Consider the following 24,551-nt stretch of genomic DNA (forward strand, 5'->3'; position numbering starts at 1 on the left):
GCTCTTGGGGGAATCATCTCCCTCGGGTGAGACGCGGGTCAGGTCGGCGGGGTTACGCTCGGCAGATCCGCCACCTGCAACACGGGTGCGCGGCGATCCCGGGGGGTTTCATGTCTGCTTCCGCCACGCCCGATGTGCAGCGATCTGTGTTGCCCATTCCCGAGCGGCTCCACACCGGTCTGACGACGTACGACGCGAAGGATCCGGATACCGCGTTCGCGCCGATCACGCCGCTGCGTCCGCCGGCCGGTGCCCCGAACGTGCTGATCGTTCTCATCGACGATGCCGGGTTCGGGTCTGCGAGTGCATTCGGTGGTCCGTGCCAGACGCCGACATTCGACCGCTTGGCGACGGAGGGGCTGAAGTTCAACCGGTTCCACACCACGGCCCTGTGCTCGCCGTCCCGCCAGGCGCTCTTGACCGGGCGCAACCACCACGCGGTGGGGATGGGCGGCATCACGGATGTCGCGACCTCCGCGCCCGGCTACAGTTCGGTCCGTCCGGGCACGGCGGCGCCGCTGGCCGAGACGCTCAGACTGAACGGATACAGCACTGCGCAGATCGGCAAGTGTCACGAAGTGCCGGTGTGGGAGACGAGCCCGATGGGGCCGTTCGACCGCTGGCCGACCGGCAGCGGCTTCGAGTACTTCTACGGCTTCGTCGCCCCGGAAACGAACCAGTACTATCCCGCGCTGTACGACGGAACGACCGCGATCGACCCGCCGAAGAGTCCCGAAGAGGGCTATCACCTGACGGAGGATCTCGCCGACAAGGCGATCACCTGGATCGGTCAGCAGAAGTCGCTGATGCCCGACAAGCCGTTCTTCATGTACTTCGCACCCGGCGCGACCCATGCTCCTCACCACGCCCCCAAGGACTTCATCGACAAGTACAAGGGTCAGTTCGATCAGGGCTGGGATGCGGTTCGCGAGGAGTCGCTCGGCCGCCAGAAGAAGCTCGGCGTGATCCCGCCGGACGCTGAGCTCACCGCCCGGCATGACGAGATCCAGGCCTGGGCGGACGTGCCGGACGACCTCAAGCCGGTTCTCGCACGCCAGATGGAGGTGTACGCGGCGTTCATGGAGCACACGGACTTCCAGGTCGGTCGCGTCATCGACGCTCTGGAGGACCAGGGGATCCTCGACGAAACCCTCGTCTTCGTGATGATCGGCGACAACGGCGCGAGCGCCGAGGGCACGCCCAACGGCACGTTCAACGAGATGATCTCGCTCAACGGCGCCGCTGCGATGGAGACGACGGAGTTCATGGCGGAGCGGATCGACGGCTTCGGCACACCCGCCGCGTACAACCACTACGCGGTCGGCTGGGCACACGCCATGGATGCACCGTTCCAATGGACCAAGCAGGTCGCCTCGCACTTCGGCGGCACCCGCAACGGAACGATCGTGCGCTGGCCCGAAGGCATCAAGGCCAAGGGCGAGGTGCGCCAGCAGTTCCATCACATCATCGACGTGGCCGCGACGGTGCTGGATGTCGCCGGCCTTCCGGAGCCCGCTTTCGTCAACGGCATCCAGCAGATGCCGCTGCACGGGGTCAGCATGGCGTACTCGTTCGATGATGCGGGGGCGCCTGAAGCGCGTGAGACGCAGTACTTCGAGATGTTCTGCAACCGGGGGATCTACCACAAGGGCTGGACGGCGGTCACCCGCCACAGCAACCCGTGGGCGTTCAACGCCACCCAGCCCGCACTCGACGACGACGTATGGGAGCTGTATGACACCAGCACCGACTGGACCCAGGCGCACGATCTCGCCGCGGAAATGCCCGAGAAGCTGGCGGAGCTGCAACGACTGTGGCTGATCGAAGCCGTCAAGTACAACGTGCTGCCCCTGGATGACCGGCGCATCGAAAGATTCAACTCCGACCTCGCCGGGCGCCCAGTGCTGATCAAGGGCAACACGCAGATGCTGTACGGCGGGATGCACCGACTCAGCGAGAACTCCGTGCTCAACCTGAAGAACAAGTCCCACGCGGTCACCGCCGAGGTCGTGATTCCGGACGGAGGAGCCGAGGGCGTCATCGTGGCACAGGGCGGAGAGTTCGCCGGCTGGTCGCTCTACCTTCACGAAGGCAAGCTCAAGTACTGTCACAACTTCGCCGGACTCCAGCACTTCTACGCGACCGCGGAGTCGGCGGTCCCGTCGGGCACGCATCAGGTGCGGATGGAGTTCACCTATGACGGCGGCGGACTCGGCAAGGGCGGACTGAGCGAGCTGTACGTCGACGGCACCAAGGTCGGCGAGGGACGGGTCGAGGCGACCGTCCCGATGCTGTTCTCGGGTGACGAGACCTGCGACGTCGGCTACGACTCCGGCACAGCGGTGAGCGAGGACCACACCAGCGCCACCAGTCGCTTCACCGGCAAGGTCACCTGGGTGCAGCTCGACGCCGGCGTCGACGACCACGACCACCTCGTCTCGCCCGACGAACGCTGGCGAGTGGCGATGGCCCTGCAGTAGGGCCAGGAGCACGTCGAGCGATATGGCGCTGCCGAGTTGGAACGACGGTCCGGCGAGACAGGACACGGTCCACGGCAGGGTGGATGGCGCGTGAGTGCGCGGGACGTCATCGACGACGTTCCGCATCTGCCTTGACGGGCCGGCAGCTTCCAACGGCGATGGCTCCGCGAGCTGGTGCGCGCGGAGCCATCGCGGTCTCGTGACTGCCGTCGCCAGGCGGCAGCACGCGGACGTGACCTACGAGGCGAGCGCCTTCGCCTTGAGGGCGTCGTACTCCGCCTGCGTGATGGCGCCGGAGTCGAGGAGCTTCTTGGCCGACTCGATCTCGCTGGACGGTGAGGAGCTTCCGGCGACGCTGCGGATGTAGCTGTCGGCCTCGCTCTGCGCCTGGCCCCTGCGCTCCAGCTCGCGCTGGGTCATGCCGCGACCACGGGCGATCAGATAGATCAGCGCGGCCAGGAACGGCAGGACGACCAGGAAGATCACCCAGAGGGCCTTGCCCCAACCGTTCAGCGTGTGGTCGCGGAACAGGTCCACGATGATCGTGATGAAGATCCAGATGCAGGCGAACAGGACGTAGAACCAGAAGATCCACAGGAGGAAGTCCCAAATGCTGCCGGTCATGGTCTGCACCGTCTTTCGTTCGGTCGGTGTGACGGTCACACACGACGTGGGTGTACTGCGTCGAACCCCAAGATAGGGCTGCCGCGATTTCCCGTCCTCATACCGTGCGGGTGAGTTCGTTCCGGGCGTGCGGTCGCGCTGGTGCTTGAGGCCCCGCGCAAGATCCGTTGTCAACCCGTTTGCCGCCCACCACCCGCGAGTGTGCACTGGGGAGATGGAGTCCCACCCCCGGCATCATCGAATCCTCATCATCGGCGGCGGCAACGGCGGTCTGTCGATCGCCGGGCGCCTCCGCCGGGGCGGCGTGACGGACATCGCGGTCGTCGAGCCGCGCGATGACCACGTCTTCGCGCCCTTCCAGTCCCACATCGCCGGGGGTCTGGTGCGCGCGTCTCAGGCGGTGCGACGACAGGCGGACGTCACACCCCGGGGTGTCGCCTGGATTCGTGACCGCGTCGTCGAGGTCGACCCAGCGGCTCAGACGGTCGTGCTCGGGTCCGGTGAGGCGGTCGAGTACGAGCATCTCGTTGTCGCCGTCGGACTCGAGACCAGATACGACTCGGTGCCCGGGCTGGCAGAGGCGATGCAGCGTCCGGACGGAGTGTCGAGCTACACATTCGAGCTGGCCGCGAAAGCATCGCCCGCACTGCGGGATCTGCGGACGGGCACGGTGATCTTCGTCCAGCAGCCCGAACCCGCCTCCGCGGCGGGCGTCGCGCAGAAGCCGATGTATCTGGCCTGCGACTGGTGGAGGCGGATCGGCCGTCTCAGCGACATCCGGGTCGTCTTCGTCACTCCCGAGCCCTCGGCGTTCCCCGTCCCCGCGATCAGCGACGAACTCCAGCGAAAGCTCGACGAGTACGGAGTCGAGACCCGTTTCGGCGCCGACCTGCGTGAAGTCCGTCCCGAGCGGAACGAGATCGTGGTCGAGCGCGGCGCGGAGACCGAGGTGATCGCGTACGACCTGCTGCACGCGGCGCCACCGCAGTCGCCGCCCGACTGGATCGCGGCCTCGGGGCTCGCCGACGACGACGACCCGCACGGGTTCGTCGCGGTCGATCCGAGCACTCTGCGGTCGCAGAGCTTCGCGAACGTCTGGGCGCTGGGGGATGCTGCCTCCGTCGACACGCTGCGCTCGGGCGGCGCGATCCGCACCCAGGCGAAGATCCTCACCCGCAACCTCCTCGCCGTCCTCGCAGGCGACCAGCCGGCCGCGCGGTACGACGGGTACACGGTGTGCCCCATCACCGTCAGCCGTCACACCGTGGTGTTCGCCGAGTTCGATCGCGACCTGCGCCTCGCGCCGACCGTTCCCGGCTGGAAGACCCTCTACCGCGAGCGGCGGTTCTCGTTCGTGCTCGATCGGTACGTGCTCCCGTGGGTGTACTGGCATCTGATCCTGCAGGGTCGCGCATAGAGCGGCGACGTCGCGGCCGGCATCCCCGCGCCCGCCGATGGTGCTGAAGCGGATCGGGTCGCATACCATTCGAGGAGCCCCCGGCCCGAGATGGGAACCCATGACTGGCGTCGCGACATCCGACGTTCTGCAGCGCAACAATGTGCGCGTCTCTGGCGACCCCGCGGGGCGCGTGATCATGTTCGCCCACGGGTTCGGATGCAGCCAGGAGACGTGGGGGCTCGTCGCGCCCGAGTTCGAGCGCGACCATCGCGTCGTCCTGTTCGACTACATCGGCGCAGGCGGCTCCGACCGCGGCGCATACCGCCGCGGCAAGTACGCCTCGCTCGACGGCTACGCGACCGACGTGCTCGAGATCCTGGATGCGCTGGACGCGACCGACGTCGTGTTCGTCGGGCACTCGGTGAGCGCGATGATCGGCGTGCTGGCCTCGAACCGTGAACCGGCGCGCTTCGGCGCGCTGATCCTGGTCGGGCCGTCGCCGCGGTACACGAACGACGGAGGCTACGGCGGCGGGTTCGAGCGTGCCGACATCGATGCGCTCCTGGACTCGCTCGACGCGAACTTCGCCGCGTGGGCTCACGCGACGGCGCCGATGATCATGGGCACGCCCGACCGTCCCGAGCTCGGTGAGCAGCTCGCCGAGAGCTTCTGCCGGTTCGACCCGGAGATCGCGCGCGACTTCGCGCGCGTCACCTTCCTCTCGGACAATCGCGACGACCTCGGAGCGGTGACAGTGCCCACGCTCATCCTGCAGTGCACTGCGGACGCGATCGCCCCCGCGGAGGTCGGGCGATTCGTCCATGAGGCGATTCCGGGCAGTCGCCTGCGACTGCTCCAGGCGACGGGGCACGTGCCGATCCTGTCCGCCGCAGACGAGGTCATCACGGAGATCCGGCAGTTCCTCACGTGAGCGGTGAAGCGGTGGGGGACTGGTTCGACGGCGCCCCCTGCGGGCTGGTGGCGACCTCCTTCGACGGCGTGGTCGTCGCGGCGAACGAGACCTTCCTCTCGTGGACCGGCTTCACACTCGAAGAGCTTGAAGGGCGTGTCTTCGCCTCCCTGCTGGATCCGGGCAGCCGGCTGTTCTTCGACACCCGCCATACTCAGGTGCTGCACCTGCGCGGGGCGGTGGACGAAGTCGCCCTCGTACTCCAGAAGGCCGACGGCGGGCGGATGCCGGTCCTCATCAACTCCGTGCGTGACACCTCCACGGGGATCGACCGCATCGCGGTGTTCAACGCCACCGAGCGCGCGCGCCATGAGCGCGACCTGCTGGAGGCGAAGCGCCTCGCGGAGTCCTCCGAGCAGCGCGTCCGCATCCTGCAGGATGTCTCGAGCGCATTCGGGGTCACCGCGACGGACCAGGAGGTCGCACAGTCGTTCGCCGCGGTCGCCGGCGATGCGTTCGCGGCCCGCGAGACGGCCGTGCTTCTCTGGCAGGAGGACGGGGAGCTCATGCTCATGGGCGGAACCAATCCGCTCGCCGGGAAGATCAGCCCGGTTCCCTCCCTGCGGTACACCGCCGAGGTGACGGTCGTGCACGCCGAGGATGATCAGCAGGAGTTTCCCGAGCTGGCGGCCGCGATGCGCGACACGCGCCTGGCCTCGCTCAGCGTCACGCCCCTGATCGCGGACGGTGAGCGTCTCGGCGTGCTGGTGTGCTTCTTCGCCCGACGCGCCGACTTCGACGAGCACTACCTCGAGCTCCAGCAGGCGCTCGGCCGGCAGGCATCCCAGACTCTCGTTCGCGTGCGGCTGCAACGCCGGCTCGCCTTTCTCGCCGTCCACGATCAGCTCACCGGCGTCGGCAATCGTCAGCTGCTCCAGTCGACGATCGACGAGGTGGTCAAGACATCTGCCGCGTCTGCGCAGCCGCTGTCGGTGCTCTTCCTCGACATCGACGACTTCAAGAGCATCAACGACGCGTTCGGGCATGCCGTCGGCGACCTCGTCCTCGTCGAGCTGGCCACGAGATTGCGCGACAGTCTTCGCGTCACCGATGTCGTCGGCCGGATGGGCGGAGACGAGTTCGTCGCCATCTGTCCGAACACCGACATCGAAGCCGCAGAGCACGTCGCCGAACGCGTGCTCGAGACCTGCCGCACGCCGATCACGGCGCCCGACGGCATCATCTCGGCATCGGTGAGCGTCGGAGTCACCGTCTACCGCCCCGGGACCGACCCCATCCCGAGTGCCCCGCAGCTGCTCACCAGCGCCGACGCCGCGATGTACGACTCGAAGCGCAGCGGCAAGAACCGCTTCACGGTGACCACGCCGTAGCCGCATGACCCCGTTCGCACGCGCGGGCTCCCGTCAACCCCTCGTTTCGTCGCCCCGGGCGTGGGATCATCGATTGATGTCGGGCGGGTCTCCCGCCCGAAGAGAATGACAACGGCCGAGAATCGGCTGCAGCCCCCAGGACCCCGGTGCTGATCCCGTTCGAGAGGATCCATCGTGGGGAAGTTCATCTACGACTCGACCGTCAAGGTCGACTTCGACGACCGCCTGCTTGCGCACCTTCAGATCGTGATCGGAGCCAAGGTGCGCCGCGGCGAGGGGTTCCACTTCACCTGGAAGGACGAGGCCAGCATCGGCAACGGACGCACCATGGTGTGGGTGCACCCGCGCGTCTCCCTGGTCTACAAGTTCTACGGCAGCAGGCATCCGGAGATCAATCGCGCGTGGGTCGAAGCGCTGATGTACACCGCCAACGCGCCCACCGGGCTCTACCCCGTTGCGGAGCCTCCCGAGGGGGTGACCGCGATCACCGCTCGGCAGGATGCCCGGGTCGGCGAGAGGACGCATTGAGCTCCGGCTAGAGCAGATCCGGAAAGTCGTAGTCCGAGGCCGGCCAGGGCTCCTCGGGCTGAGCGCTCGCGGGCCGGGAGATCGCGTCGATGCGCTCCTGCATCTCCTGCGTGGCGGCGCGATTGTCGGGCGCCACGACGTCGGAGTTGGTCGACTCGATCAAGAGCACGGTGTTGGCGTTCAAGAGGAACGACGCGTCGACGGTGTTGCCGTCGGAGCTGATCGACTTCAGCGTCACCGAATCCGCCCCGTGGGTGTCCGCGATCAGACGCGCATACTCCAGCAGCGCTTCCGCAGCGGCGTCACCCATCAGGAGGGACTTGTCTGCGAAGGTGACATGTTTCATGGGAGGACCGTACGTCCACCTCCGCCGAAACACCCACCCTCTTGACATTCGATGATCGGCGACGCGGGGCGCCGCGAGGGTGCGTCAGCGGACCCGGATCGCCGAAGGCTGAATCGACACGGTGAACGTTCGGGTGAGACCCAGCTCCTCGCCGTCGATCTCGAATGCCCTCGCCTCGGGGAGGGACACCTCGAGCGTCTTGGCGCGGCCGTGGCCGACCGCGTCAGTGCTCGTGAGGTCATCCTTGTCGGTGATCAGCCGCTTCAGACCGTTGTCCCAGATCATCGTCTTCAGGGTTCCTGCCCATTGCGCCACGCCTTCCGCGCTGAGCACGAGGTAGTCCAGCTCGCCGTCCGAGGGATCCGCGTCGGGCAACAGGGTGAGACCTCCCTGGAGCGTGCCGCAGTTCGCGACGAGAAGGGTGTGGCCCTCCTCGTCCCGCGCCGGCTGACCGTCGCTCGTGATGCGGAAGGGAACGATCTCGCTCGCAGCGAGGGCGCGGCCGAGCGACTCGACGTACGCGAGCCAGCCCGCCTTGTCCTTCAGCGCATCATCCGTCTCGGCGATCATGTGCGCGTCGATTCCGAAGCCGACCATGACGACGAAGCCGTGGCGCTCGAGCCCCCGATCGAGATCGACCTCGACCCAGCCGACGTCGATGGCCCGCGGATCGCCCTCGAGCGCCCGTGCGATGGCCGCAGGGATGTCGCCGAGCGGAACGTCGAGGTTCCGGGCGAGCAGATTGCCGGTGCCCAGCGGCACGATCGCGAGCTCGGCATCGGACGGGTTGTCGGCGAGATGCTCGGCGACCGCGCGGACGGTGCCGTCTCCGCCCGCGACGATGATGAGGTCCGCGCCGGAGGCCAGCGCATCCTTCGCAGCGCCCTGACCGGGGTCGTCGGCGGTGGTCTCCCACCAGGTGACTTGCGGACCGCCGCCCTCACCCAGCGCGTCCGTCAGCCCGGACTGCAGACTCTCCCTGTCCGTCTTCGTCGGATTCCAGATGATTGCGATCTTCGACGTCATCGATGTCTCCCTCGATCGGTACGGATCAAGGATGCGGGTCGACGAGGGTATGCGTCCTGCCCTTGACAGGAGACGGGATCCGTTGTGCATCGGATGCCGCGGACCGAAAGCGCGGGGTGGCGCTCCCGAGTGGGCTGCCCACGTCGAGCGGGCCCCACCGAGGTGAGGCCCGCCCGAAGACACCGATACGTCAGCTCTCCGAGATGTTCTCTCGTGCGTGCTGGGCCTGGTCCTTGACCTCGCCCGCGGCGGAATGCGCCTGATCGGTCACCGCGGTCACGGATTCCTGGGCCGATTCCTTCACCGACGCGAACGCCGCCTGGGCGGGTTCCTTCAGGTGCTCGCCGACCTCTTTCGCCACGTCGGAGACCTGATCGACCAACGGCTGCGCGTGATCCTTCACGCTCTCGGCCAGGTCCTTCTCCTTCGTCGATGCGGGGATGAGCGAGGCGAGCAGCAGCCCGGTACCGAAGGCGATCAGCCCGACGGCGAGGGGATTGCCCTCCGCCTTGGCGACGGCCCGGTCCTTGACGTCGCCGACGTGGGACCCGGCGTCGGCGAGCGATGACTCCGCATCGTCGACCGCGCCCATGACCCGCTCGCGCACGGAGCCGAAGGCACCGCGCACTTTGTTCATCTGGCGGTCGACGACCTTCGAGGGGGAGACCTTGTCGGCGAGGGCGTCGACGTCCATTCCCAGGTCCCGCCTCGTGCGCTCGATATCGGCGCGGATCTCATCGGGTGAGTCGCTCATCGGTTCTCCTCGTTTCTCTTCAGCGTTTCCGGAATCTCTCCGAGGGTCTCCACCGTCTGCGGAGCGCCCTTTACCTTCTCGAACTGGCCGCGGCCGGCGACGTACAGGATCGCCGCGACGATCCCCCAGATCACAGCGACCACGACGCCCGCCCAGCCGCCGCCCATCAGCGTGCCCAGGGCCCACCAGAGGCCGAGCGACAGAAAGAACAGCACCATCAGAGCGCCGTACACGGCGCCGCCCACGAGCCCCGACCCCTTCGCGGCCTTGCTCGCGGAGTCCTTCACCTCGGCCTTGGCGAGAGCGACCTCCTGCCGCATCAGCGTCGAGATGTCACGCGACACCTCCCCCAGCAGATCGCCCAGCGACGTCGAGGCGGCCTTGGCTTCAGACGGTGTGGTGTCGGTCATCGTGGCCGTCCTCTCCGTGATGGCCTGCCGTGCTGGAGGCCGTCTGCGCGTAGAGAGGCGCATCCTCTCCGTTGCTCGGCGAGGAGACCGGCATGACCGTCGCCGGGGGACTCGTCCGGAGCTCCGGCGCGGGGGCCGGCGACGTCGGACGCGCTTCTGTCGACGCCCTGTCGTCGGCGGCGTTCGCGGCCAGGGCCCGGGTCAGTCTGCCGACCACGATCCCGGTGACAGCCGCTGCCAGGATGAACGTGCCGGGCTTCCGGCGAGCGAAGCGCTTGACCTCGGTGAGCACCGCGGCCGGATCGCGGTCGCCCAACCAGGATGCCGCGGCGGACAGACGCGTCGACGCCTGCTGGACGAGGTCGCCGGCGACTCCTCTGCCATCGGAAGCCCTGGCCATTTCGCCGAGCTCGTCACCGACCGAACGCAGTCCGCCCGCGAGGCGCTTCTGCTGCGTGTCTGCCTGCTCCTTCAGCTCGCGCTGCGTCTGCGCGAGAAGATCCTTCCCCTGCGACTTCGCCTCTCCGACGACCGTCGCAGCTTCTTCTTTCGCCGTTCCGAGGACATCCTTCGCCTGCGCCTCGGCGGTGTCCTTCAGGTCGGAGGCTTCCTGCTTCACCGCCTCCACCTTGCCCGATGTGTCGGCCGGGAGAGTTCCCGAGCCGTTCGAGCTCGTCTCATAGCTGTTCGACATGAATGCTCCTTTCCGCGATTCCGATCCTGCGATCGGTGGGGTCTCATTAAGCGCCCGCGCGGATGCATCGCCTCCCCCCTTGCCTCGATGCCATTCGCGGTGTACTCGTAACCGCGTCGCTCTGGGTCCGCGGCGCTGACTGCATCCGGCGGCGGCCTTTCGCCGGAACAACTCTGCGACGGGTCGAGACGACCCGCCCGGGCGGTGCGCGCGGTACCGTGGTCGCGATCGCGATCCCGGTCACGTGTGCCGGCACCGAAGCCGGAGAACGCGGAGCGAAACAGCGTGGACGACGACGAAGAGCGGGCACTGTGCGCGAGGTTCCGCGCCGGCGACGAGCACGCCCTCGAGCAGCTCTACCGCCGCTGGTCGCCGATCGTGTTCACCCTCTCGCTTCGGGTGCTGGGAGACCGCGGAGACGCGGAGGATGTGACCCAGAAGACGTTCGTCTCGGCGTGGACCTCGAGAGCGGCATACGATCCCGCGAAGGGAAGGATGTCCACGTGGCTGGTGGCGATCGCGCGGCGTCGCATCGCCGACACGTTCGAGGCGCGGAGGCGCGTGCGCGAGCTCCAGGAGAAGCTGCAGGCGTACACGCTCAGCGAGGATCCTCCCTCCGAGATCGACCTCGGCGATCGCCTGCTCCTCGCCGACGAGATCGACCAGCTCGAGCCCGATGCGCAGCGCGTGGTGCGGCTGGCGTTCTACGACGACCTCACCCACCAGCAGATCGCGACGCGCCTCGACATGCCCCTCGGTACCGTGAAGAGCCACATCCGCCGAAGTCTCATCCGCCTGCGCAGCCGATTGGAGGCGTCTCATGTCGCATCTTGATCCTGAACGTCTCGCGCTGATCGCCGTCGAGGGAACGACGACGGATGCCGAGCGCACCCATCTCGCCACGTGCGACGCATGCTCGGTCGAGCTCGCCGAGCTCGAGCAGACCGTCGCGGTCGGGAGGTCCACGCTCGCGATCGGCGACCTCGAGGCGCCCCCGGAGCGCGTGTGGCAGCGCATCCTCGACGATGTGCGGAGCATCCCCGCGGCCGACGCGGCAGCGGAGCCGGTCGCGCCTTCCGCCGACGCCCGGCCGAAGCGCCGCCGGGGGACGCGCGTGCTGTGGACCCTCGCGGCGAGCGTCGCCGCGGTGCTGGCGGTTGTCGGGGTGTGGAACCTCGTCCGGCCGGCGGCATCCGTCGAGATCGCCGCCGCGACGCTGGCGGCGTTCCCCGGCCACGCCGGCGCGGCGGGGGAGGCCGTCGTGACGGAGTCGTCCGACGGGGAGCGCACCGTCACCGTGACCCTCGACGCCGACGCCGATGCGGACGGGTTCCGCGAGGTCTGGCTGATCACAGCGGATGCCTCGGCCCTCGTCAGCCTCGGGGAGCTCGACGGATCCGAGGGCACCTTCGTCGTGCCGGCCGACATCGACCTGCGCGACTACGTGCTCGTCGACATCTCGCAGGAGCCGCGGGATGCCGACCCCGCGCACTCCGGGGACTCGATCGTGCGCGGTGAACTCGACTTCACCTGACGCCGCTGCATCCAACACGTCCGCTCCGCACGAATACCAGGGTGACGCCGTCCGCCCGGACGCGCCGCATCCCATCGAAGGAGATCGGAACCATGAAGAAGTCACGTCTGGCCATCGCGGCGGTCGCCGCGCTCGCCCTCGTCTTCTCAGCCACGCCCGCTCAGGCGCACGGCGGCACGCCACCCGGCACGATCGTCGACGTCGCGGTCGCGACATCGGGCGGCGGCACGCCGGACAGGAACCCGTGGGACTACGACATCCTCGTGCAGGCGGTGCTCGCCACCGGGCTCGACGGCGCCCTCTCCGACACGTCGACGAAGTACACGGTGTTCGCGCCGAACGACCGCGCATTCCTTCGGCTCGTCACCGACCTCACGGGCACGGCGCCGGCGAGCGAGGCGGACGCCCTGACGACGATCACCTCCGCCTTCACGGTCGACCAGATCGCCGACATCCTGCTGTACCACGTGGTCGCCGGAAAGCGGCTCGGACCCCTGAAGGTGCTCACCGCCCGGTCGCTGACGATGGCCGACGGCGGCATCGTGAAGCCCCGCGGCATCACCCTCCGTGATGAGACCCCCGCGCTGCGCGACCCGCGTCTCGTGCTGTGGGCGATCAACATCCCCGCATCGAACGGGGTCATCCACACGATCGACCGGGTGCTCGTCCCGGCCATGTGACGACTCGGCCGCCGCCTCCGCCGGGTGACCCCCCAGCATCCGGCGTCGAGGCGACGGCCGACTCACCGAGCCCGCGCATCGTCCACGCCGGCCCGGTGGACGATGCCGAGCGTGATGTCCGAGTCGGTTCCCTCCCCGGCGGCCTGCTCCGAGTAGCGCTCGAGCGCCCCTGCTGGGCCAGCCGCGCCCGTACCTCGAGGAGCTCGGTTTCCTCCCAGTCGTCCAGGTCGAGCAGGCCTTCGCTCGAGTAGTCGGGGCTCCGGTCGGCCATTGCGACGACGTTCAGCGCGCCGATTGATCCCACCGCCGCCATCTCGGTGAGGTCGTCGAGCAACGCCCTGAGCGGGCGAGCGCAGTTCTGAGAACAACGTCGAATCGGCTCTTGATGCAAGTCGCTATAGCGAGTAGCGTGTGGCGAACATCGAGAGGAGAAACAATGCAAGACATGAAGAAACGTCGTGGAGCAATGGCGCTCGCCGTTGCCTCAGCGCTCGCGCTGAGCTTGTCCGCCTGTGCCTCGACACCAGGCGGAGAAAGCACCCCAGGTGGCCCGACAACCGAACCAGGCGCCGTGGATCAGGAGCTCGTCGCGCTCCTCCCAGAGGACGTCCGTGATCGCGGAAGTCTGATCATCGGCGCTTCGCTCGACTACCCGCCGGACAACTTCATGGAGGACGATGGGACGACTCCCACGGGCTACATGGTCGACATCCTCCAGGCCGTGGGCGATCGCGTCGGGCTCGAGATCGACTACCAGCGGGTGGACTTCGCGAGCGTCCTCACCGGCATCGAGGCGGGCCGCTACGACGGAGGCATCAGCTTCTTGGACTCCCGCGAGCGACAGGAAGTCGTCAACGTGGTCGGCGTCTACGGCGCGGCGCAGTCGTTCCTCGTCATGGACGGCAACGAGATCGACATCCCGCCCTGCGGGCTGAAGGTCGGGGTCGGCGCCGGCTCGATCGAGGAGACCTACCTCGGCCGGATGTCGGACGACGAGTGTGTGGCCGAGGGACTGGATCCCATCCAGATCCTCACTTCGCCGAGCAACCCACAGGCCCAGACGGCCATGGCGTCGGGACGTGTTGACGCTGTCTTCGGGTCCACCGCCGCGGCGGCCTGGGCGGTCGAGGAGTCCGATGGCGCGTTCGCGATCGCTGGCGAACCGTTCAAGCTCACCGACAGCCCGCTGACCGGAATCGCGGTGAACAAGGATCGCACGGACATCGCCGAGGCGCTGCAGGCGATCGTGCAGTCGTTGATCGACGACGGAACGTACGACCAGATTCTCGATGAGTGGGGCGTGGCCGGCATCGCAGTCGACACCGCGACGTTGAACGGGGCGACCGAGTGATCGCAGCCGAGGTCCGCCCCCACATCGCGGTCATCACCGGACCCACCGCGACCATTGTGAACACCACGCAGATCGTGCCGGGATCGGGCGCGCTCGTGCCTCAACGCGTCGCACGGACGATCGAGGTGGAGGTGGACCTCGGCAGTTCGCACCCGCAGATTCGCGACCAGGAAGGGATCACGGCGCGGACGCTACCGGCGGGCTCGCTGGTGCCACTCCCTGTCGGCGCCGACGCCACCCCCGACCAGACCTTCTTTCCGAGCGCAGAGCGCCTCTACCAAGAGATCGATGAACTCGAGGTCGATGACGACGGACACCCGTTCGTGCTCGCTCGGCAGGCGGACTTCACTCACCATCGCGCGGGCGCGCCGGGCGCGGTCCCAGGCGAGCGGGCGGGCGTCGACTACTTCGCCTACGGTGACGGCCCGCATCGAAGTGAGCCGGACTTCTCCGCGCTGATGCGCATCACCAACACGGTGCAGGATGTCGCGGACGCGCCGTGCACCGGCATCCAATGGCTGGAGGGCACTCCCGTCATCGAGGAGACGCTTTACTGGCTCGGCCTGCTCATCGACACGCGCAAGCCGATCGTCGGGCAGGTTGCACAGCGGCTGCACAGGAGCATGAGTCACGACGGTCCGCGCAACATCGTCGATGGCGTGCGCTTCATCGTCTCGCGCGCCTGGGACACGCGAATGCCGATCGGACCCGTGCTCGTCACCGACGGACTGGTATACAGCGGACGCGACGTCATCAAGGCAGCCGCGCGCCCGGGCGGCTACAGCGCCGGCCTCTACGGTCCGCTCGCGGCCGTCGACGGGATCGAGCGACTGGGTCTCCATCACCTCCCGACCCGGCGAGCGCTCGCCGCATCCGAAGTGAACATCTCCCGCCTGCCTCGACGGGTAGCGGGTCTGCGCGGCGACGTCCAGGTCACCACGGGGGACCCGTCACGCGTCGTCGAATCACTGCGCGTCGCCGTCGACATCGTCAAGTACGGCCGGTACGAGCTCTCGGCCGCCCTCGATCCCGGCTCCATCGAGCACCGCGTCGAGCAGCTCGCTCGGGTCGCGGACTTCGGCGGATTCGTTCTCGAGGGTCTGGCGCAGAACGGCTGGGCGACGATCGAGATCGAGCGCACGCTTCGCGCCGCGCATTTCGCGGGGATGCCGGTGGTGTGGACAGGGCGCGGACAGCCGGCAGGACCCGCCCTCAGCCCGCCCGAGCCTTTCATCGCCGCCTCAGGGCTGCCCGCCCAGAAGGCGCGCATCCTGCTGATGGCGGCCCTCCTTCGGTGCGGAGCGGCCCCCCGTGCGGCAGACCCCAACGCACCGACCGACGCCGAGCGCGCCGCAACCGCCGAACATACCGCCAAGCTGCAGCACATCTTCGATACCCACTGAAAGCAGGAGAGGCCGTGAGATCGACAACCACGTGCAACACGCTGAGCCTGAGCCCGCCGCCGAGCAAAGCGGATCAGTCATGATGGCAAGCGCGCGACAGCTCATGGAGAGCTCCGTGGCCGCGCCCCCGCAGGTGTACCCTGCGCGGCACCGCTGGCGCTGGATCGCCGTGGTCGTGGCGGCATTGATCATCGCGCAGATCCTCATCTCCATGGTGACCAACGAGGCGTTCCGCTGGGGCACCTTCCTCGAGTACCTGTTCAACCCGCAGATCATCGACGGGCTCTTCGTCACCCTCATGCTGACCGCCGTCAGCATGGTGCTCGGCGTCGTGCTCGGGACCGTCGTCGCCGTGTGGCGCATGTCGTCGAACCGCGTCCTCAGCGGATTCGCATGGTTCTTCGCGTGGCTCTTCCGCGGGGTCCCGACCCTCGTGCAGCTCGTGTTCTTCTACAACCTCGCCGCGCTCTACCCTACGATCTCGATCGGAGTGCCCTTCCTCGAGCCCTGGGTCTCGTGGGACACCAACACCGTGATCACGCCCATGCTCGCAGCCATCCTTGGGCTCGGTCTCAACGAGGCCGCGTACATGAGCGAGATCATCCGCGGCGGTCTGATGTCCGTCCCGCGTGGACAGGTGGAAGCGGCTCGGGGACTGGGGATGTCGCCCTGGCAGACGTTCAGCCGCATCGTCATGCCGCAGGCCACCCGGGTGATCATTCCCGCGACGTTCGGCCAGATGATCGGCATGCTCAAGTACACGTCGCTCGTCAGCGTGCTGTCGATCGGCGACCTGCTCTACAACGCCGAGCAGATCTTCTCGCGCAATTTCCAGCCCATCCCGCTGCTCGTTGTCGCGTCCGTCTGGTACCTGATCTGCACGTCCGTCCTGATGCTCGCGCAGTATTTCGTCGAGCGCCGCATCAATCGCGCCCATCGACCGGTCACGAATGCACGAAGCCGAGCGGAGGAGAAGTGATGAGCCTTGTCGAGATCAAGGATGTCCGCAAGAGATTCGGCAACCTGGAAGTGCTCAAGGGCGTCTCGCTCCCGGTCGAGGAGGGCGAGGTCGTGTCTCTCATCGGCCGTTCGGGCTCGGGGAAGACGACGCTGCTCCGATGCATCAATCATCTCGAGTCGATCGACGCGGGATCGATCCGAGTGGCCGGCACGCCCATCGGGTATCGCGAGCAGCGAGACGGCTTCCACGAACTCCCCGAACGATTGGTCGCGAAGAATCGCCGCCGGATCGGTATCGTCTTCCAGCACTTCAACCTGTTTCCCCACATGTCGGTGCTCGAGAACGTGACCGAGGCGCCGATGAGGGTGCTCAACGTGCCCAAGCAGGAGGTTCGACAGTCGGCCATGGCGCTGCTCGATCGTGTCGGGCTCGCCGACAAGGCGGCCCAGTACCCCCTCTCTTTGAGCGGCGGCCAGCAGCAACGTGTCGCGATCGCCCGGGCGCTCGCGATGAAGCCGCAGCTGATGCTCTTCGACGAGCCCACTTCGGCGCTCGATCCCGAGCTCGTCGGCGAAGTGCTCGACGTCGTTCGCGATCTGGCACGTGACGGCATGACGATGATCATCGTCACGCACGAGCTCCGGTTCGCGAGCGAGGTGAGCGACCGGATCGTCTTCATGCACGAAGGAGCCATCGCCGCCAGCGGAGCACCCGACGATCTGTTCACGAACCCCACCTGCGAACCGCTGCGCGCCTTCCTGGCCCGCTCGGCCTTCGCGAGCTGATTGGAGACCGAGCAATGCAACCGAGTGCGACAACGTACGACGCCCTCATCGTCGGTGGCGGTCACAACGGGCTGGTCGCGTCCTTCTACCTCGCCCGCGCGGGGCTGAAAGTCCTGGTCGTCGAGCAGCGGGAGCTGGTCGGCGGGCTGGTCGCGCCGATCGAGTTCTTCCCGGGCTTCCGGGGAGCCATGACCAACACGCCGAGTGCGCTCGAGCCCATCGTCGCGGCCGACATGCGTCTCGAGGAGTTCGGCCTGGCGTATGAGCGACCCGACCCGACCATGGTCTTCCCGCTCGCCGATGGCGATGCGCTGCTGGCGTGGCGCGATCGAGGGAAGGTGCGCGACGAGATCGCCCGAATCGCGCCGAACGACGTCGACGCCTACTTCGAGGTCCTGGCGTTCTTCGACGACTTCGCCCAGGCGATCGGCGTCTCGGTGCGCGAAGCTCCGCCGACCCTGGCCGAGGTCGCCTCGCGACTCAACACTCCCGAACTAGAGCACGCGTTCAATCAGATCTTCTTCGGCTCGATCGAGAGCCTGCTGACACAGAGGATCCAGAGTCCGCACCTTCTCGCGCTGCTCTCGAGTCTCGCGATGTCGGCGGGCAACGTCGCGCCGTCCACCCCCGGCTCTCCGCTGGGACTTCTCCGGCGCCCGCTTTCGGCGGTCGGAGCGGGGCAGACCGCGCACGACCCTCGACGGGCGCCGCTGCGCGGTTCCACGGGTCTTCCTCACGGCGGCATGGGCTCGATCGTGGAGGCGATGGAGCGGTCGATCAGAGCGCTGGGCGTGGAGATCCTCACCGGCGCGAAGGTGGATCGCATCGTGACAGCTGGTGACGCCGTGACCGGAATTCTGACGAGCGAGGGCGTCGAGATCCACGCGCCCCTCGTGTTGTCGAACCTTCACCCGCGGACGACCCTGCTCGAACTCGTGGAGGAGGCCGCGGTTCCGCATTCGGTGAGGAACGAACTTGGCGCGGCGAGTACCGCGGGGGGTGCGTACAAGCTGATCCTCGCAATGGACGGAGTCCCGACCCATCGCTCGGCGACCAGCAAGGACGACGCCATTCAGCGCGCCTCCTGCCAGTACCGCTATTCGCCGTCGGTGGAGTATCTCGAGAACGCCTATCAGGACTTCGCCGCGGGCCGGGTCTCAGCCCGCCCCAAGATGCTGGGACTCATCCCGTCCCTCTCCGACGACTCGCTCACTCCCGAGGGGCGCCACCTCATGACTGTCAGCGTCTGGTTCGCACCGTACGATCTCGCAGAGGGCTCGTGGGACCAGTCCATGAAGGACAAGTTCGACGAGATCTGCCTCGATGCGATCGAGGAGTTCATGCCGGACATCCGCAGCGTCGTCACGGACCGCGTCAGCTACAGCCCGGTCGATCTCGAGAATGAGTACGGGCTGGTGGGCGGCAACCAGCAGCACGGGGACATGACGCCGCTCGGGTTCTTCGCTCGTCCGACGCCATCGCTGCGGAAATATCGCACGCCGATCCGCGGACTGTATCTGTGCGGGTCGGGGGCGTGGCCCGGGGGCACCGTCACCGGGCTCCCCGGTCACAACAGCGCTCACGCGGTGCTGAGCGATATCGCCGGGCCGCGCGCCGATGACGCCGAGACGGTGCCCTCATGATCTCGACAGCGACGGACGTCATCAACCTGGGGGTGGGTGCGCCCGACATCGACACCCCGGCCATTGCGGCCCAGGCGGCGATGGACGCGATCGTGGCAGGGCACACGAAGTATGCCGGATCGCGAGGCATCCTGCCCTTGCGTGAGCGGATCGCCGAGCGGTTCGCCGTCGATAAGGGCTTCACGGTGTCGCCGGACGACGTGCTCGTCTCCGCGGGAGCGAAGCTGACGCTGTTCTGCATCCTGTCTGCGCTCGCAGAGCCCGGCGGGAACGTCGTCTTCGCCACGCCTCACTATGGCGGGTATCCGCACATCATCCGCCGTGCGGGGCTCGAGGGCCGACCGGTGCAGACCTTCGCAGCGGATCAGTACACGCTGAACCCGGCCCGCATCGAGGCGGCTCTCGATAAGAATACGGTCGCCGTCATCATCAACACGCCGGCCAACCCGACCGGCGCGATGTATGACGCGGACCTGCTGCAGGCGATCGTCGACACGATCACGACGAGGAGCCGTGCGGTGATCGTCAGCGATGAGATCTACTCGGCGTTCGCCTACGACGGGGACGCGCCGTCCCTCGGGGCGATCGCGCCGCCGGATCGGGTCATCGTCACCGACGGCGTTTCGAAGGCCTACGGGATGTCGGGTTGGCGGATCGGCTACGCCGCCGGTCCTCGCTCCGTGATCGAGGCGGCCGGCGCCGTCAACAGTCAGCTGACGAACTGCGCGAGCTCGATCAGCCAGCACGCCGCGACCGCCGCGCTCACACTCTCGCCTGTCGACACAGCCGACGTGCCCCGGCACCGGCGCCTTCGTGATGAGGCGTATGCCCAAGCGTCCGCGTTGCCGGGCGTGCGGGCGGTCCGGCCACGGGGTGGTATCTACCAGAGCATCCAGCTCAGCCAGGCGCAGATCGGGACCCTCCGCTCCGCCGGGTTCACGGTAGCCGGCGAGCTACTTCGTCGCGGGGGAGTCAAGCTCCCGCAGGACTCCACCTTCGGGACACCCGGCCTCCTGCGCGTCACGTTCTCGGTCCCGATCCCCACCTTGCACGAGGGGATGTCGCGCCTGGCGCGCGTCCTCGACGAAATCTCCTGAAAACTCGCCACGAAAGGGCTCAATCACAGATGTACTTCTCCGAAGACGAATACGCCGGCCGCCTGAGTCAGGTGCGGGCGTCGATGTCCGCATTGGATCTCGACGCGCTGCTCGTGACGGGTCCCGAGAACATCACGTACCTGACCGGGTACACGACGCCCGGGTACCACATCTTCCAATGCGTCATCGTCCCCATCGATGGACCGCTGACCTTCGTGGTGCGCAACACGGAACGCACCAACATCCCGGACCTTCCGTGGATCGGCGAGAGCGTGCCGATCGGCGTCGCGAACCTCTCGGATCCTGCCCCGATCCTGCTTTCGACGATTCGCATCACCCTGGGAGGTGCCCGGCGCATCGGTTTCGACTCGGCTGCGCTCTTCCTTCCGCCGAAGGTGTACCTGGCGCTCGCCACGGAGCTCGCCGACCGCCTCGTCGAGGCGCCCGGTGTGGTCGAACGGGCGCGCAGGCTGAAGTCTCCACAGGAGATCGAATTGATCGAACGAGCGACGCGTCTCGCAGAGGCCGGGATCGTTGCGGGCCTCGGCGCGTTCGGGCATACGACTACGGACAGCGAGGTCGCATCTGCGGCACTCGCCCGCGTCGCCGAGCTCGGCGGCGAGTACACCGGCTCGCCCGCCTACATCGTCCCCGGGGTGTCCTCGCTCGTCTCGCACACGACGCACGCACGCCGGACCGTCCGCGATGATGAGCCGCTTCGGCTCGAGGTCTGCGCATCGATCGGCCGCTATCACGGCGTGCTGACGCGGACGGTGACCAGGCGGGAGCCGACCGAGGAGCTGCAGCGCTACTTCGAGCTGTCTGCAGCGGCAGGAGAGGCGATGCGGCTGGCTGCACGTCCCGGCACGACGATCGGGGAGGTCGATCGAGCGGGCCGGTCGCTCGTCGAGGCCGAAGTGCCGCCTGAGTACTGGCCGAACCGCGGCGGGTACAGCATGGGGATCGCCTACCCGCCCGGGCTCGGCGAGGGGGACGTCCTCGATATCAGGGCTGGCGACGAGCGGCCGATCGAGGTGGGGATGGTGTTCCACATCCTCCCGACGCTGCGTGTGCCCGGCCTGGCGGCCGTCGGTTGCACCGATACCTTCGCTGTCGAAGCGGACGAGACCCGCTTCCTGTCGACCCTGCCCCGTCGAGTGCTCACTTCCGCTGACGCACCTGCACTCGATACAACAGTCCCAAGCGTTTAGCCCTAGCAATCGAGGTTCTCATGTCTGTAGACGGCTTGATCGACATCCAGCCCATTGGGCGGGTGGAGAGCCTTGCTTCGCGCGCCGCCACGACGCTCCGCGAGGCGATCGTCAGCGGGGCGATTCCGACGGGTACGGACATCTCCGTCCCGCGACTGGCGCGACTGTGCGGTGTGAGCGTCACACCCGTGCGAGAAGCCGTGATCCACCTTCAGGAGGCGGGTCTCGTCACCGTCCACGACCGCGGTGTGCGCGTCACCGCTCCGACACGGGAGGCGCTCATCGCCGCGTTCGAGGTGCGTGAAGCGATCGAGGGAATGACGGCCCGTCTGGCAGCGCAACGCTCGACAGGGCACTTCGCCGACGAGGTGCGAGCACTCGCTCAGCGCACGGTGGACGCTGCCCAGGGTGACGACGTCGCAGCGTTCCGTGCGCTCGACTCGCAGTTCCACGAGTCCGTCATCCGGCTGTCCGGATCGCCTCAGCTCGCGAGGTACGCACGCAACGCGCTCGATCTCTCGCAGACGCTGCGCAACATCCGTCCCGCGCCGCGGGTCTTTCAGGCCGATTCGGCGCATCGTCACATCGAGGTGGCCGATGCCATCGCTCGTGGCGATGGCGACGAAGCAGAGAACTACATGCGGGTCCACGTCCGCGAGGTTCTCACGCACATGCTTGCGACCATGGACGAAGTGGATGCCGAGTGAGCGATGATGCACTGGCGTTCGCGCTCACGGAGTATCACGGCCGACTGCGTCGCGTGCGTGAGGAGATGGCGCGCGCTCGCGTCGACGTCCTCGTCGTGACGGCGCCCGAGAACATCTGCTACCTCACGGGGTTCGCGACCACCGGCTATCACGTGTTCCAGGCCCTCGTCGTGCCGGTGGCGAATGAGCCCTGGCTGGTCCTGCGCAACATCGAGGTCTCGAACGCGCATCAGCACTCCTGGATCACCGACGTCGCGGTCATCTCCGACCTCGACAGCGCGCACGACACTCTGCTCGACACACTGGCACGCGTGGCACCGGATTCGACGGTCGGCTACGACCACCTCACGACGTGGCTGCCGCCGCTGGCCGTCGAGTCGCTTCGCGCGCAGTTCGGCGCAGCGCGCGTCATCCCGGCCGGGGGCCTCGTGGAAGCCGCACGTGCGATCAAGTCGCCGGCGGAACTCGAACTCATCGCTCAGGCTGCATCCATCGCCGATGCGGCGTTCGCCGCCGGGGCGCGCGCCGTGCGCGACGCCGCCACCGACAGCGACGTTGCCGCCGCGGTGCACGCGGAGCTCGCTCGGCAGGGAAGCGGCTACACCGGCTCACCGGCGTATGTCGTCGGCGGCGCCGCATCGGCCTCGTCTCACGCCACCCACGACCGTCGACCCATCGACGCGGGCTCGCCGGTGTGGATGGAAATCCCGGCATCGGTGCAGCGCTATCACGCCTGTGTCAGCCGCACGGTGGCGCAGGAGGGCGTGGCGCAGGAACTCGCCCGTGCCTTCGAGGCAGCATCGCGGGCGGTCGGGGCGATGGTCGACGCCGCCCGGGACGGTGTGACGACAGGTGAACTCGACGCGATCGGACGCGCGGTCGTCGATGACCACGGATGGGGATCGCGGTGGACGAATCGATCCGCGTACTCGCTCGGGCTATCCTTCCCGCCCGGCCTGGGCGAGGGGCACATCATCGATCTCAAGCCCGGGGACCGGCGGATCGTGCGCGAGAACATGGTCTTCCACGTCATCCCCATTCTGAAGCTTCCCGGGCTCGGCGCGGCAGGGTGCACCGAGACCGTGGTCGTCGGGAAGGACGGTGGGCGGTCGCTGACGTCGCTCCCGCGCTCCACGGACGCGCGCGCTTACGGGAGGGCGTCATGAACAGCACCACGGAAACCATCGGCGCGGCCCACTTCATCGGCGGCGAGTGGATGGTCGGCGAGCGGACGGAGCAGCGGTTCAACCCCGCGCAGCCCGCGGAACTCGTCTCGCTCGCGCCGGACGCGGACGAGAGCGTCATGTCCCTCGCCATCGAACAGGCCCAGGCAGCGCAAGCGGCGTGGGCCGCCATGCCCGCTCAGGGCCGCGGCGAGATCCTCGCTGCTGCGGGGAGGGTGCTCGCTGGACGGGCGCCCGAGGTGGCGACCCTGCTGGCTCGCGAGGAGGGCAAGACGCTCGCCGAGGCAGAGGGAGAGGTCGATCGTGCCGTGCGGATGCTCACCTTCTACGCCGCGCAGGGCTGGCAGGCGCTCGGGGCGACGCTGCCCTCGTCCGATGATCGGACGCACCTGTACACGACGCGCGAACCGGTGGGGACCGTGGGGGTCATCACTCCGTGGAACTTCCCGCTGGCTATTCCCGTGTGGAAGGCCGGGCCGGCGCTCGTGGCGGGCAATACCATCGTGCTCAAGCCGTCGTCGTTCGTGCCCGCCACCACGCAGGCGCTGCTGGAGTGCTTCATCGAGGCCGGTATCCCGCGCGGTGTGCTGAACGTGGTGCACGGCTCCGGGTCGCGGGCCGGCCAGGCACTCGTCGACGACCCGCGGGTCGCTGCCGTGAGCTTCACCGGGTCGACCGCAGTCGGCCGGGGCATCAACCTCGCGGCCGCAGCGCGCATGGCGCGGGTGCAGCTCGAGATGGGTGGGAAGAACGCAGTCGTGGTCCTCCCCGACGCCGACGCGGAGCGGGCCGCGGACATCTGCGTTCGCGGAGCGTTCGGGTTGACGGGGCAAGCGTGCACGGCGACCAGCCGGGTGATCGTCACCCGAGCGGACGAGCACCGGATGCTGAATGCACTCGCTGCCCGCGCCGCGGCGATCGTCACGGGCGATCCACTTGATCCTCGGACGTCGATGGGTCCCGTCGTCACCGACCAGCAGCTGTCGACAGACCTCGGATACATCGAGCGTGCTCTGACGGACGGTGCCGACGTGGTGACGGGCGGGACGGCGTCGGGGCGCTTCCTCGAGCCGACCATCCTCCGCAACGTCGACCCGGACAGTGCCCTCGCGCGCCAAGAGGTGTTCGGGCCCGTGCTGAGCGTCCTTGTCGCCGATTCGCCGGACGATGCCCTTCATCTGCTGAATGACACGGAGTACGGACTCTCCGCCGGGATCGTGACCGATGACCTCTCGGCTGCGATGAACTTCGCGGGCCGCGCCGATGCAGGCGTCATCAAGATCAACCGGCAGACGACCGGGACAGACGTGAACGCGCCTTTCGGCGGGAACAGGTCTTCATCCAACGGGCTCTTCCGCGAACAGGGATTCACGGCGACGGACTTCTTCACTCGCGTCAAGACCGTGTACCTCGGCTACTGAAGCGACCGATCT

General features: G+C 67.8%; 24 protein-coding genes. 18 read left to right on the top strand and 6 right to left on the bottom strand.

Annotated elements, in window-relative coordinates:
* Positions 1-110 precede the first annotated feature (110 nt).
* Positions 111-2,480, top strand: a complete 2,370-nt coding sequence (locus tag OL358_RS08235; protein WP_264709489.1) for an arylsulfatase — start codon at positions 111-113, stop codon at positions 2,478-2,480.
* Between the two features lie 237 nt (positions 2,481-2,717).
* Here the strand turns inward: OL358_RS08235 and OL358_RS08240 are convergent, their stop codons facing one another.
* Positions 2,718-3,104, bottom strand: coding sequence for an SHOCT domain-containing protein (locus OL358_RS08240; protein WP_264709490.1), 387 nt, complete (start codon positions 3,102-3,104; stop codon positions 2,718-2,720).
* Positions 3,105-3,318: 214 nt separating this feature from the next.
* Here OL358_RS08240 and OL358_RS08245 point away from each other — a divergent pair, with 214 nt between their 5' ends.
* The 4 genes from OL358_RS08245 to OL358_RS08260 all read left to right on the top strand — a co-directional run bounded on the left by OL358_RS08245 (position 3,319) and on the right by OL358_RS08260 (position 7,332).
* A complete protein-coding gene (locus tag OL358_RS08245; RefSeq protein WP_264709491.1) occupies positions 3,319-4,521 on the top strand; it encodes an NAD(P)/FAD-dependent oxidoreductase in 1,203 nt (400 codons plus the stop codon).
* Between the two features lie 100 nt (positions 4,522-4,621).
* Positions 4,622-5,434 carry an alpha/beta fold hydrolase gene (locus tag OL358_RS08250; RefSeq protein ID WP_264709492.1) on the top strand — a complete coding sequence of 271 codons (813 nt, stop codon included), beginning with the start codon at positions 4,622-4,624 and terminating at the stop codon, positions 5,432-5,434.
* Positions 5,431-6,804, top strand: a complete 1,374-nt coding sequence (locus OL358_RS08255) for a diguanylate cyclase (RefSeq protein WP_264709493.1) — start codon at positions 5,431-5,433, stop codon at positions 6,802-6,804. Before OL358_RS08250 ends, OL358_RS08255 begins: the two co-directional genes overlap by 4 nt.
* 174 nt (positions 6,805-6,978) lie before the next feature.
* Positions 6,979-7,332, top strand: a complete 354-nt coding sequence (locus OL358_RS08260; RefSeq protein WP_264709494.1) for an ATP-dependent DNA ligase — start codon at positions 6,979-6,981, stop codon at positions 7,330-7,332.
* 7 nt (positions 7,333-7,339) lie between these two features.
* On the opposite strand, the gene OL358_RS08265 is transcribed toward OL358_RS08260, so the two are convergent.
* From OL358_RS08265 to OL358_RS08285, 5 genes are all read right to left on the bottom strand, one after another.
* Positions 7,340-7,678 carry a hypothetical protein gene (locus OL358_RS08265; RefSeq protein ID WP_264709495.1) on the bottom strand — a complete coding sequence of 113 codons (339 nt, stop codon included), beginning with the start codon at positions 7,676-7,678 and terminating at the stop codon, positions 7,340-7,342.
* An 84-nt stretch (positions 7,679-7,762) separates the two neighbouring features.
* On the bottom strand, positions 7,763-8,704 hold the full coding sequence (locus OL358_RS08270; protein WP_264709496.1) for a diacylglycerol/lipid kinase family protein: 942 nt from the start codon (positions 8,702-8,704) through the stop codon (positions 7,763-7,765).
* A 190-nt stretch (positions 8,705-8,894) separates the two neighbouring features.
* A complete protein-coding gene (locus tag OL358_RS08275; protein ID WP_264709497.1) occupies positions 8,895-9,458 on the bottom strand; it encodes a DUF3618 domain-containing protein in 564 nt (187 codons plus the stop codon).
* Positions 9,455-9,868, bottom strand: coding sequence for a phage holin family protein (locus OL358_RS08280; RefSeq protein WP_264709498.1), 414 nt, complete (start codon positions 9,866-9,868; stop codon positions 9,455-9,457). Before OL358_RS08280 ends, OL358_RS08275 begins: the two co-directional genes overlap by 4 nt.
* On the bottom strand, positions 9,846-10,562 hold the full coding sequence (locus OL358_RS08285; RefSeq protein ID WP_264709499.1) for a hypothetical protein: 717 nt from the start codon (positions 10,560-10,562) through the stop codon (positions 9,846-9,848). Before OL358_RS08285 ends, OL358_RS08280 begins: the two co-directional genes overlap by 23 nt.
* A gap of 285 nt (positions 10,563-10,847) precedes the next feature.
* Here OL358_RS08285 and OL358_RS08290 point away from each other — a divergent pair, with 285 nt between their 5' ends.
* The 13 genes from OL358_RS08290 (at position 10,848) to OL358_RS08350 (ending at position 24,539) form a co-directional block, all read left to right on the top strand.
* Positions 10,848-11,396: an RNA polymerase sigma factor gene (locus OL358_RS08290; protein ID WP_264709500.1), complete on the top strand. Its 549-nt coding sequence runs from the start codon at positions 10,848-10,850 to the stop codon at positions 11,394-11,396.
* Positions 11,383-12,096 (top strand): anti-sigma factor, encoded by a 714-nt coding sequence (locus OL358_RS08295; RefSeq protein ID WP_264709501.1) that lies wholly within the window; start codon positions 11,383-11,385, stop codon positions 12,094-12,096. Before OL358_RS08290 ends, OL358_RS08295 begins: the two co-directional genes overlap by 14 nt.
* A 92-nt stretch (positions 12,097-12,188) precedes the next feature.
* Complete coding sequence (locus tag OL358_RS08300) at positions 12,189-12,776, top strand: fasciclin domain-containing protein (RefSeq protein ID WP_264709502.1); 588 nt, start codon at positions 12,189-12,191, stop codon at positions 12,774-12,776.
* Positions 12,777-13,242: 466 nt separating this feature from the next.
* Positions 13,243-14,127 carry an ABC transporter substrate-binding protein gene (locus OL358_RS08305; RefSeq protein WP_264709503.1) on the top strand — a complete coding sequence of 295 codons (885 nt, stop codon included), beginning with the start codon at positions 13,243-13,245 and terminating at the stop codon, positions 14,125-14,127.
* Complete coding sequence (locus OL358_RS08310; protein ID WP_264709504.1) at positions 14,124-15,530, top strand: asparaginase domain-containing protein; 1,407 nt, start codon at positions 14,124-14,126, stop codon at positions 15,528-15,530. Before OL358_RS08305 ends, OL358_RS08310 begins: the two co-directional genes overlap by 4 nt.
* 115 nt (positions 15,531-15,645) lie before the next feature.
* On the top strand, positions 15,646-16,509 hold the full coding sequence (locus OL358_RS08315) for an amino acid ABC transporter permease (protein ID WP_264709505.1): 864 nt from the start codon (positions 15,646-15,648) through the stop codon (positions 16,507-16,509).
* Positions 16,509-17,276: an amino acid ABC transporter ATP-binding protein gene (locus OL358_RS08320; RefSeq protein WP_264709506.1), complete on the top strand. Its 768-nt coding sequence runs from the start codon at positions 16,509-16,511 to the stop codon at positions 17,274-17,276. The genes OL358_RS08315 and OL358_RS08320 overlap by 1 nt, the downstream gene beginning before the upstream one ends.
* A 14-nt stretch (positions 17,277-17,290) precedes the next feature.
* Entirely contained in the window at positions 17,291-18,919 is a 1,629-nt protein-coding gene (locus tag OL358_RS08325) for a phytoene desaturase family protein (RefSeq protein WP_264709507.1), read from the top strand.
* Positions 18,916-20,016: a pyridoxal phosphate-dependent aminotransferase gene (locus OL358_RS08330; RefSeq protein WP_264709508.1), complete on the top strand. Its 1,101-nt coding sequence runs from the start codon at positions 18,916-18,918 to the stop codon at positions 20,014-20,016. Before OL358_RS08325 ends, OL358_RS08330 begins: the two co-directional genes overlap by 4 nt.
* 29 nt (positions 20,017-20,045) lie before the next feature.
* Positions 20,046-21,227 (top strand): M24 family metallopeptidase, encoded by a 1,182-nt coding sequence (locus OL358_RS08335; protein WP_264709509.1) that lies wholly within the window; start codon positions 20,046-20,048, stop codon positions 21,225-21,227.
* Between the two features lie 20 nt (positions 21,228-21,247).
* Complete coding sequence (locus OL358_RS08340; protein ID WP_264709510.1) at positions 21,248-21,934, top strand: GntR family transcriptional regulator; 687 nt, start codon at positions 21,248-21,250, stop codon at positions 21,932-21,934.
* Positions 21,931-23,100 (top strand): M24 family metallopeptidase, encoded by a 1,170-nt coding sequence (locus OL358_RS08345; RefSeq protein WP_264709511.1) that lies wholly within the window; start codon positions 21,931-21,933, stop codon positions 23,098-23,100. The genes OL358_RS08340 and OL358_RS08345 overlap by 4 nt, the downstream gene beginning before the upstream one ends.
* Positions 23,097-24,539, top strand: coding sequence for an aldehyde dehydrogenase family protein (locus OL358_RS08350; protein WP_264709512.1), 1,443 nt, complete (start codon positions 23,097-23,099; stop codon positions 24,537-24,539). Before OL358_RS08345 ends, OL358_RS08350 begins: the two co-directional genes overlap by 4 nt.
* Positions 24,540-24,551: the final 12 nt, after the last annotated feature.

The sequence above is a fragment of the Microbacterium sp. SSM24 genome, from assembly GCF_025989145.1.
GTDB lineage: Bacteria > Actinomycetota > Actinomycetes > Actinomycetales > Microbacteriaceae > Microbacterium.

Excerpts from the sequence above, each read along its gene's own strand:
- OL358_RS08235 (WP_264709489.1), top strand. The coding sequence starts at position 111 with ATGTCTGCTTCCGCCACGCCCGATGTGCAGCGATCTGTGTTGCCCATT.
- OL358_RS08240 (WP_264709490.1), bottom strand. The coding sequence starts at position 3,104 with ATGACCGGCAGCATTTGGGACTTCCTCCTGTGGATCTTCTGGTTCTAC.
- OL358_RS08245 (WP_264709491.1), top strand. The coding sequence starts at position 3,319 with ATGGAGTCCCACCCCCGGCATCATCGAATCCTCATCATCGGCGGCGGC.
- OL358_RS08250 (WP_264709492.1), top strand. The coding sequence starts at position 4,622 with ATGACTGGCGTCGCGACATCCGACGTTCTGCAGCGCAACAATGTGCGC.
- OL358_RS08265 (WP_264709495.1), bottom strand. The coding sequence starts at position 7,678 with ATGAAACATGTCACCTTCGCAGACAAGTCCCTCCTGATGGGTGACGCC.
- OL358_RS08270 (WP_264709496.1), bottom strand. The coding sequence starts at position 8,704 with ATGACGTCGAAGATCGCAATCATCTGGAATCCGACGAAGACGGACAGG.
- OL358_RS08275 (WP_264709497.1), bottom strand. The coding sequence starts at position 9,458 with ATGAGCGACTCACCCGATGAGATCCGCGCCGATATCGAGCGCACGAGG.
- OL358_RS08280 (WP_264709498.1), bottom strand. The coding sequence starts at position 9,868 with ATGACCGACACCACACCGTCTGAAGCCAAGGCCGCCTCGACGTCGCTG.
- OL358_RS08285 (WP_264709499.1), bottom strand. The coding sequence starts at position 10,562 with ATGTCGAACAGCTATGAGACGAGCTCGAACGGCTCGGGAACTCTCCCG.
- OL358_RS08295 (WP_264709501.1), top strand. The coding sequence starts at position 11,383 with ATGTCGCATCTTGATCCTGAACGTCTCGCGCTGATCGCCGTCGAGGGA.
- OL358_RS08300 (WP_264709502.1), top strand. The coding sequence starts at position 12,189 with ATGAAGAAGTCACGTCTGGCCATCGCGGCGGTCGCCGCGCTCGCCCTC.
- OL358_RS08305 (WP_264709503.1), top strand. The coding sequence starts at position 13,243 with ATGGCGCTCGCCGTTGCCTCAGCGCTCGCGCTGAGCTTGTCCGCCTGT.
- OL358_RS08320 (WP_264709506.1), top strand. The coding sequence starts at position 16,509 with ATGAGCCTTGTCGAGATCAAGGATGTCCGCAAGAGATTCGGCAACCTG.
- OL358_RS08325 (WP_264709507.1), top strand. The coding sequence starts at position 17,291 with ATGCAACCGAGTGCGACAACGTACGACGCCCTCATCGTCGGTGGCGGT.
- OL358_RS08330 (WP_264709508.1), top strand. The coding sequence starts at position 18,916 with ATGATCTCGACAGCGACGGACGTCATCAACCTGGGGGTGGGTGCGCCC.
- OL358_RS08335 (WP_264709509.1), top strand. The coding sequence starts at position 20,046 with ATGTACTTCTCCGAAGACGAATACGCCGGCCGCCTGAGTCAGGTGCGG.
- OL358_RS08340 (WP_264709510.1), top strand. The coding sequence starts at position 21,248 with ATGTCTGTAGACGGCTTGATCGACATCCAGCCCATTGGGCGGGTGGAG.
- OL358_RS08350 (WP_264709512.1), top strand. The coding sequence starts at position 23,097 with ATGAACAGCACCACGGAAACCATCGGCGCGGCCCACTTCATCGGCGGC.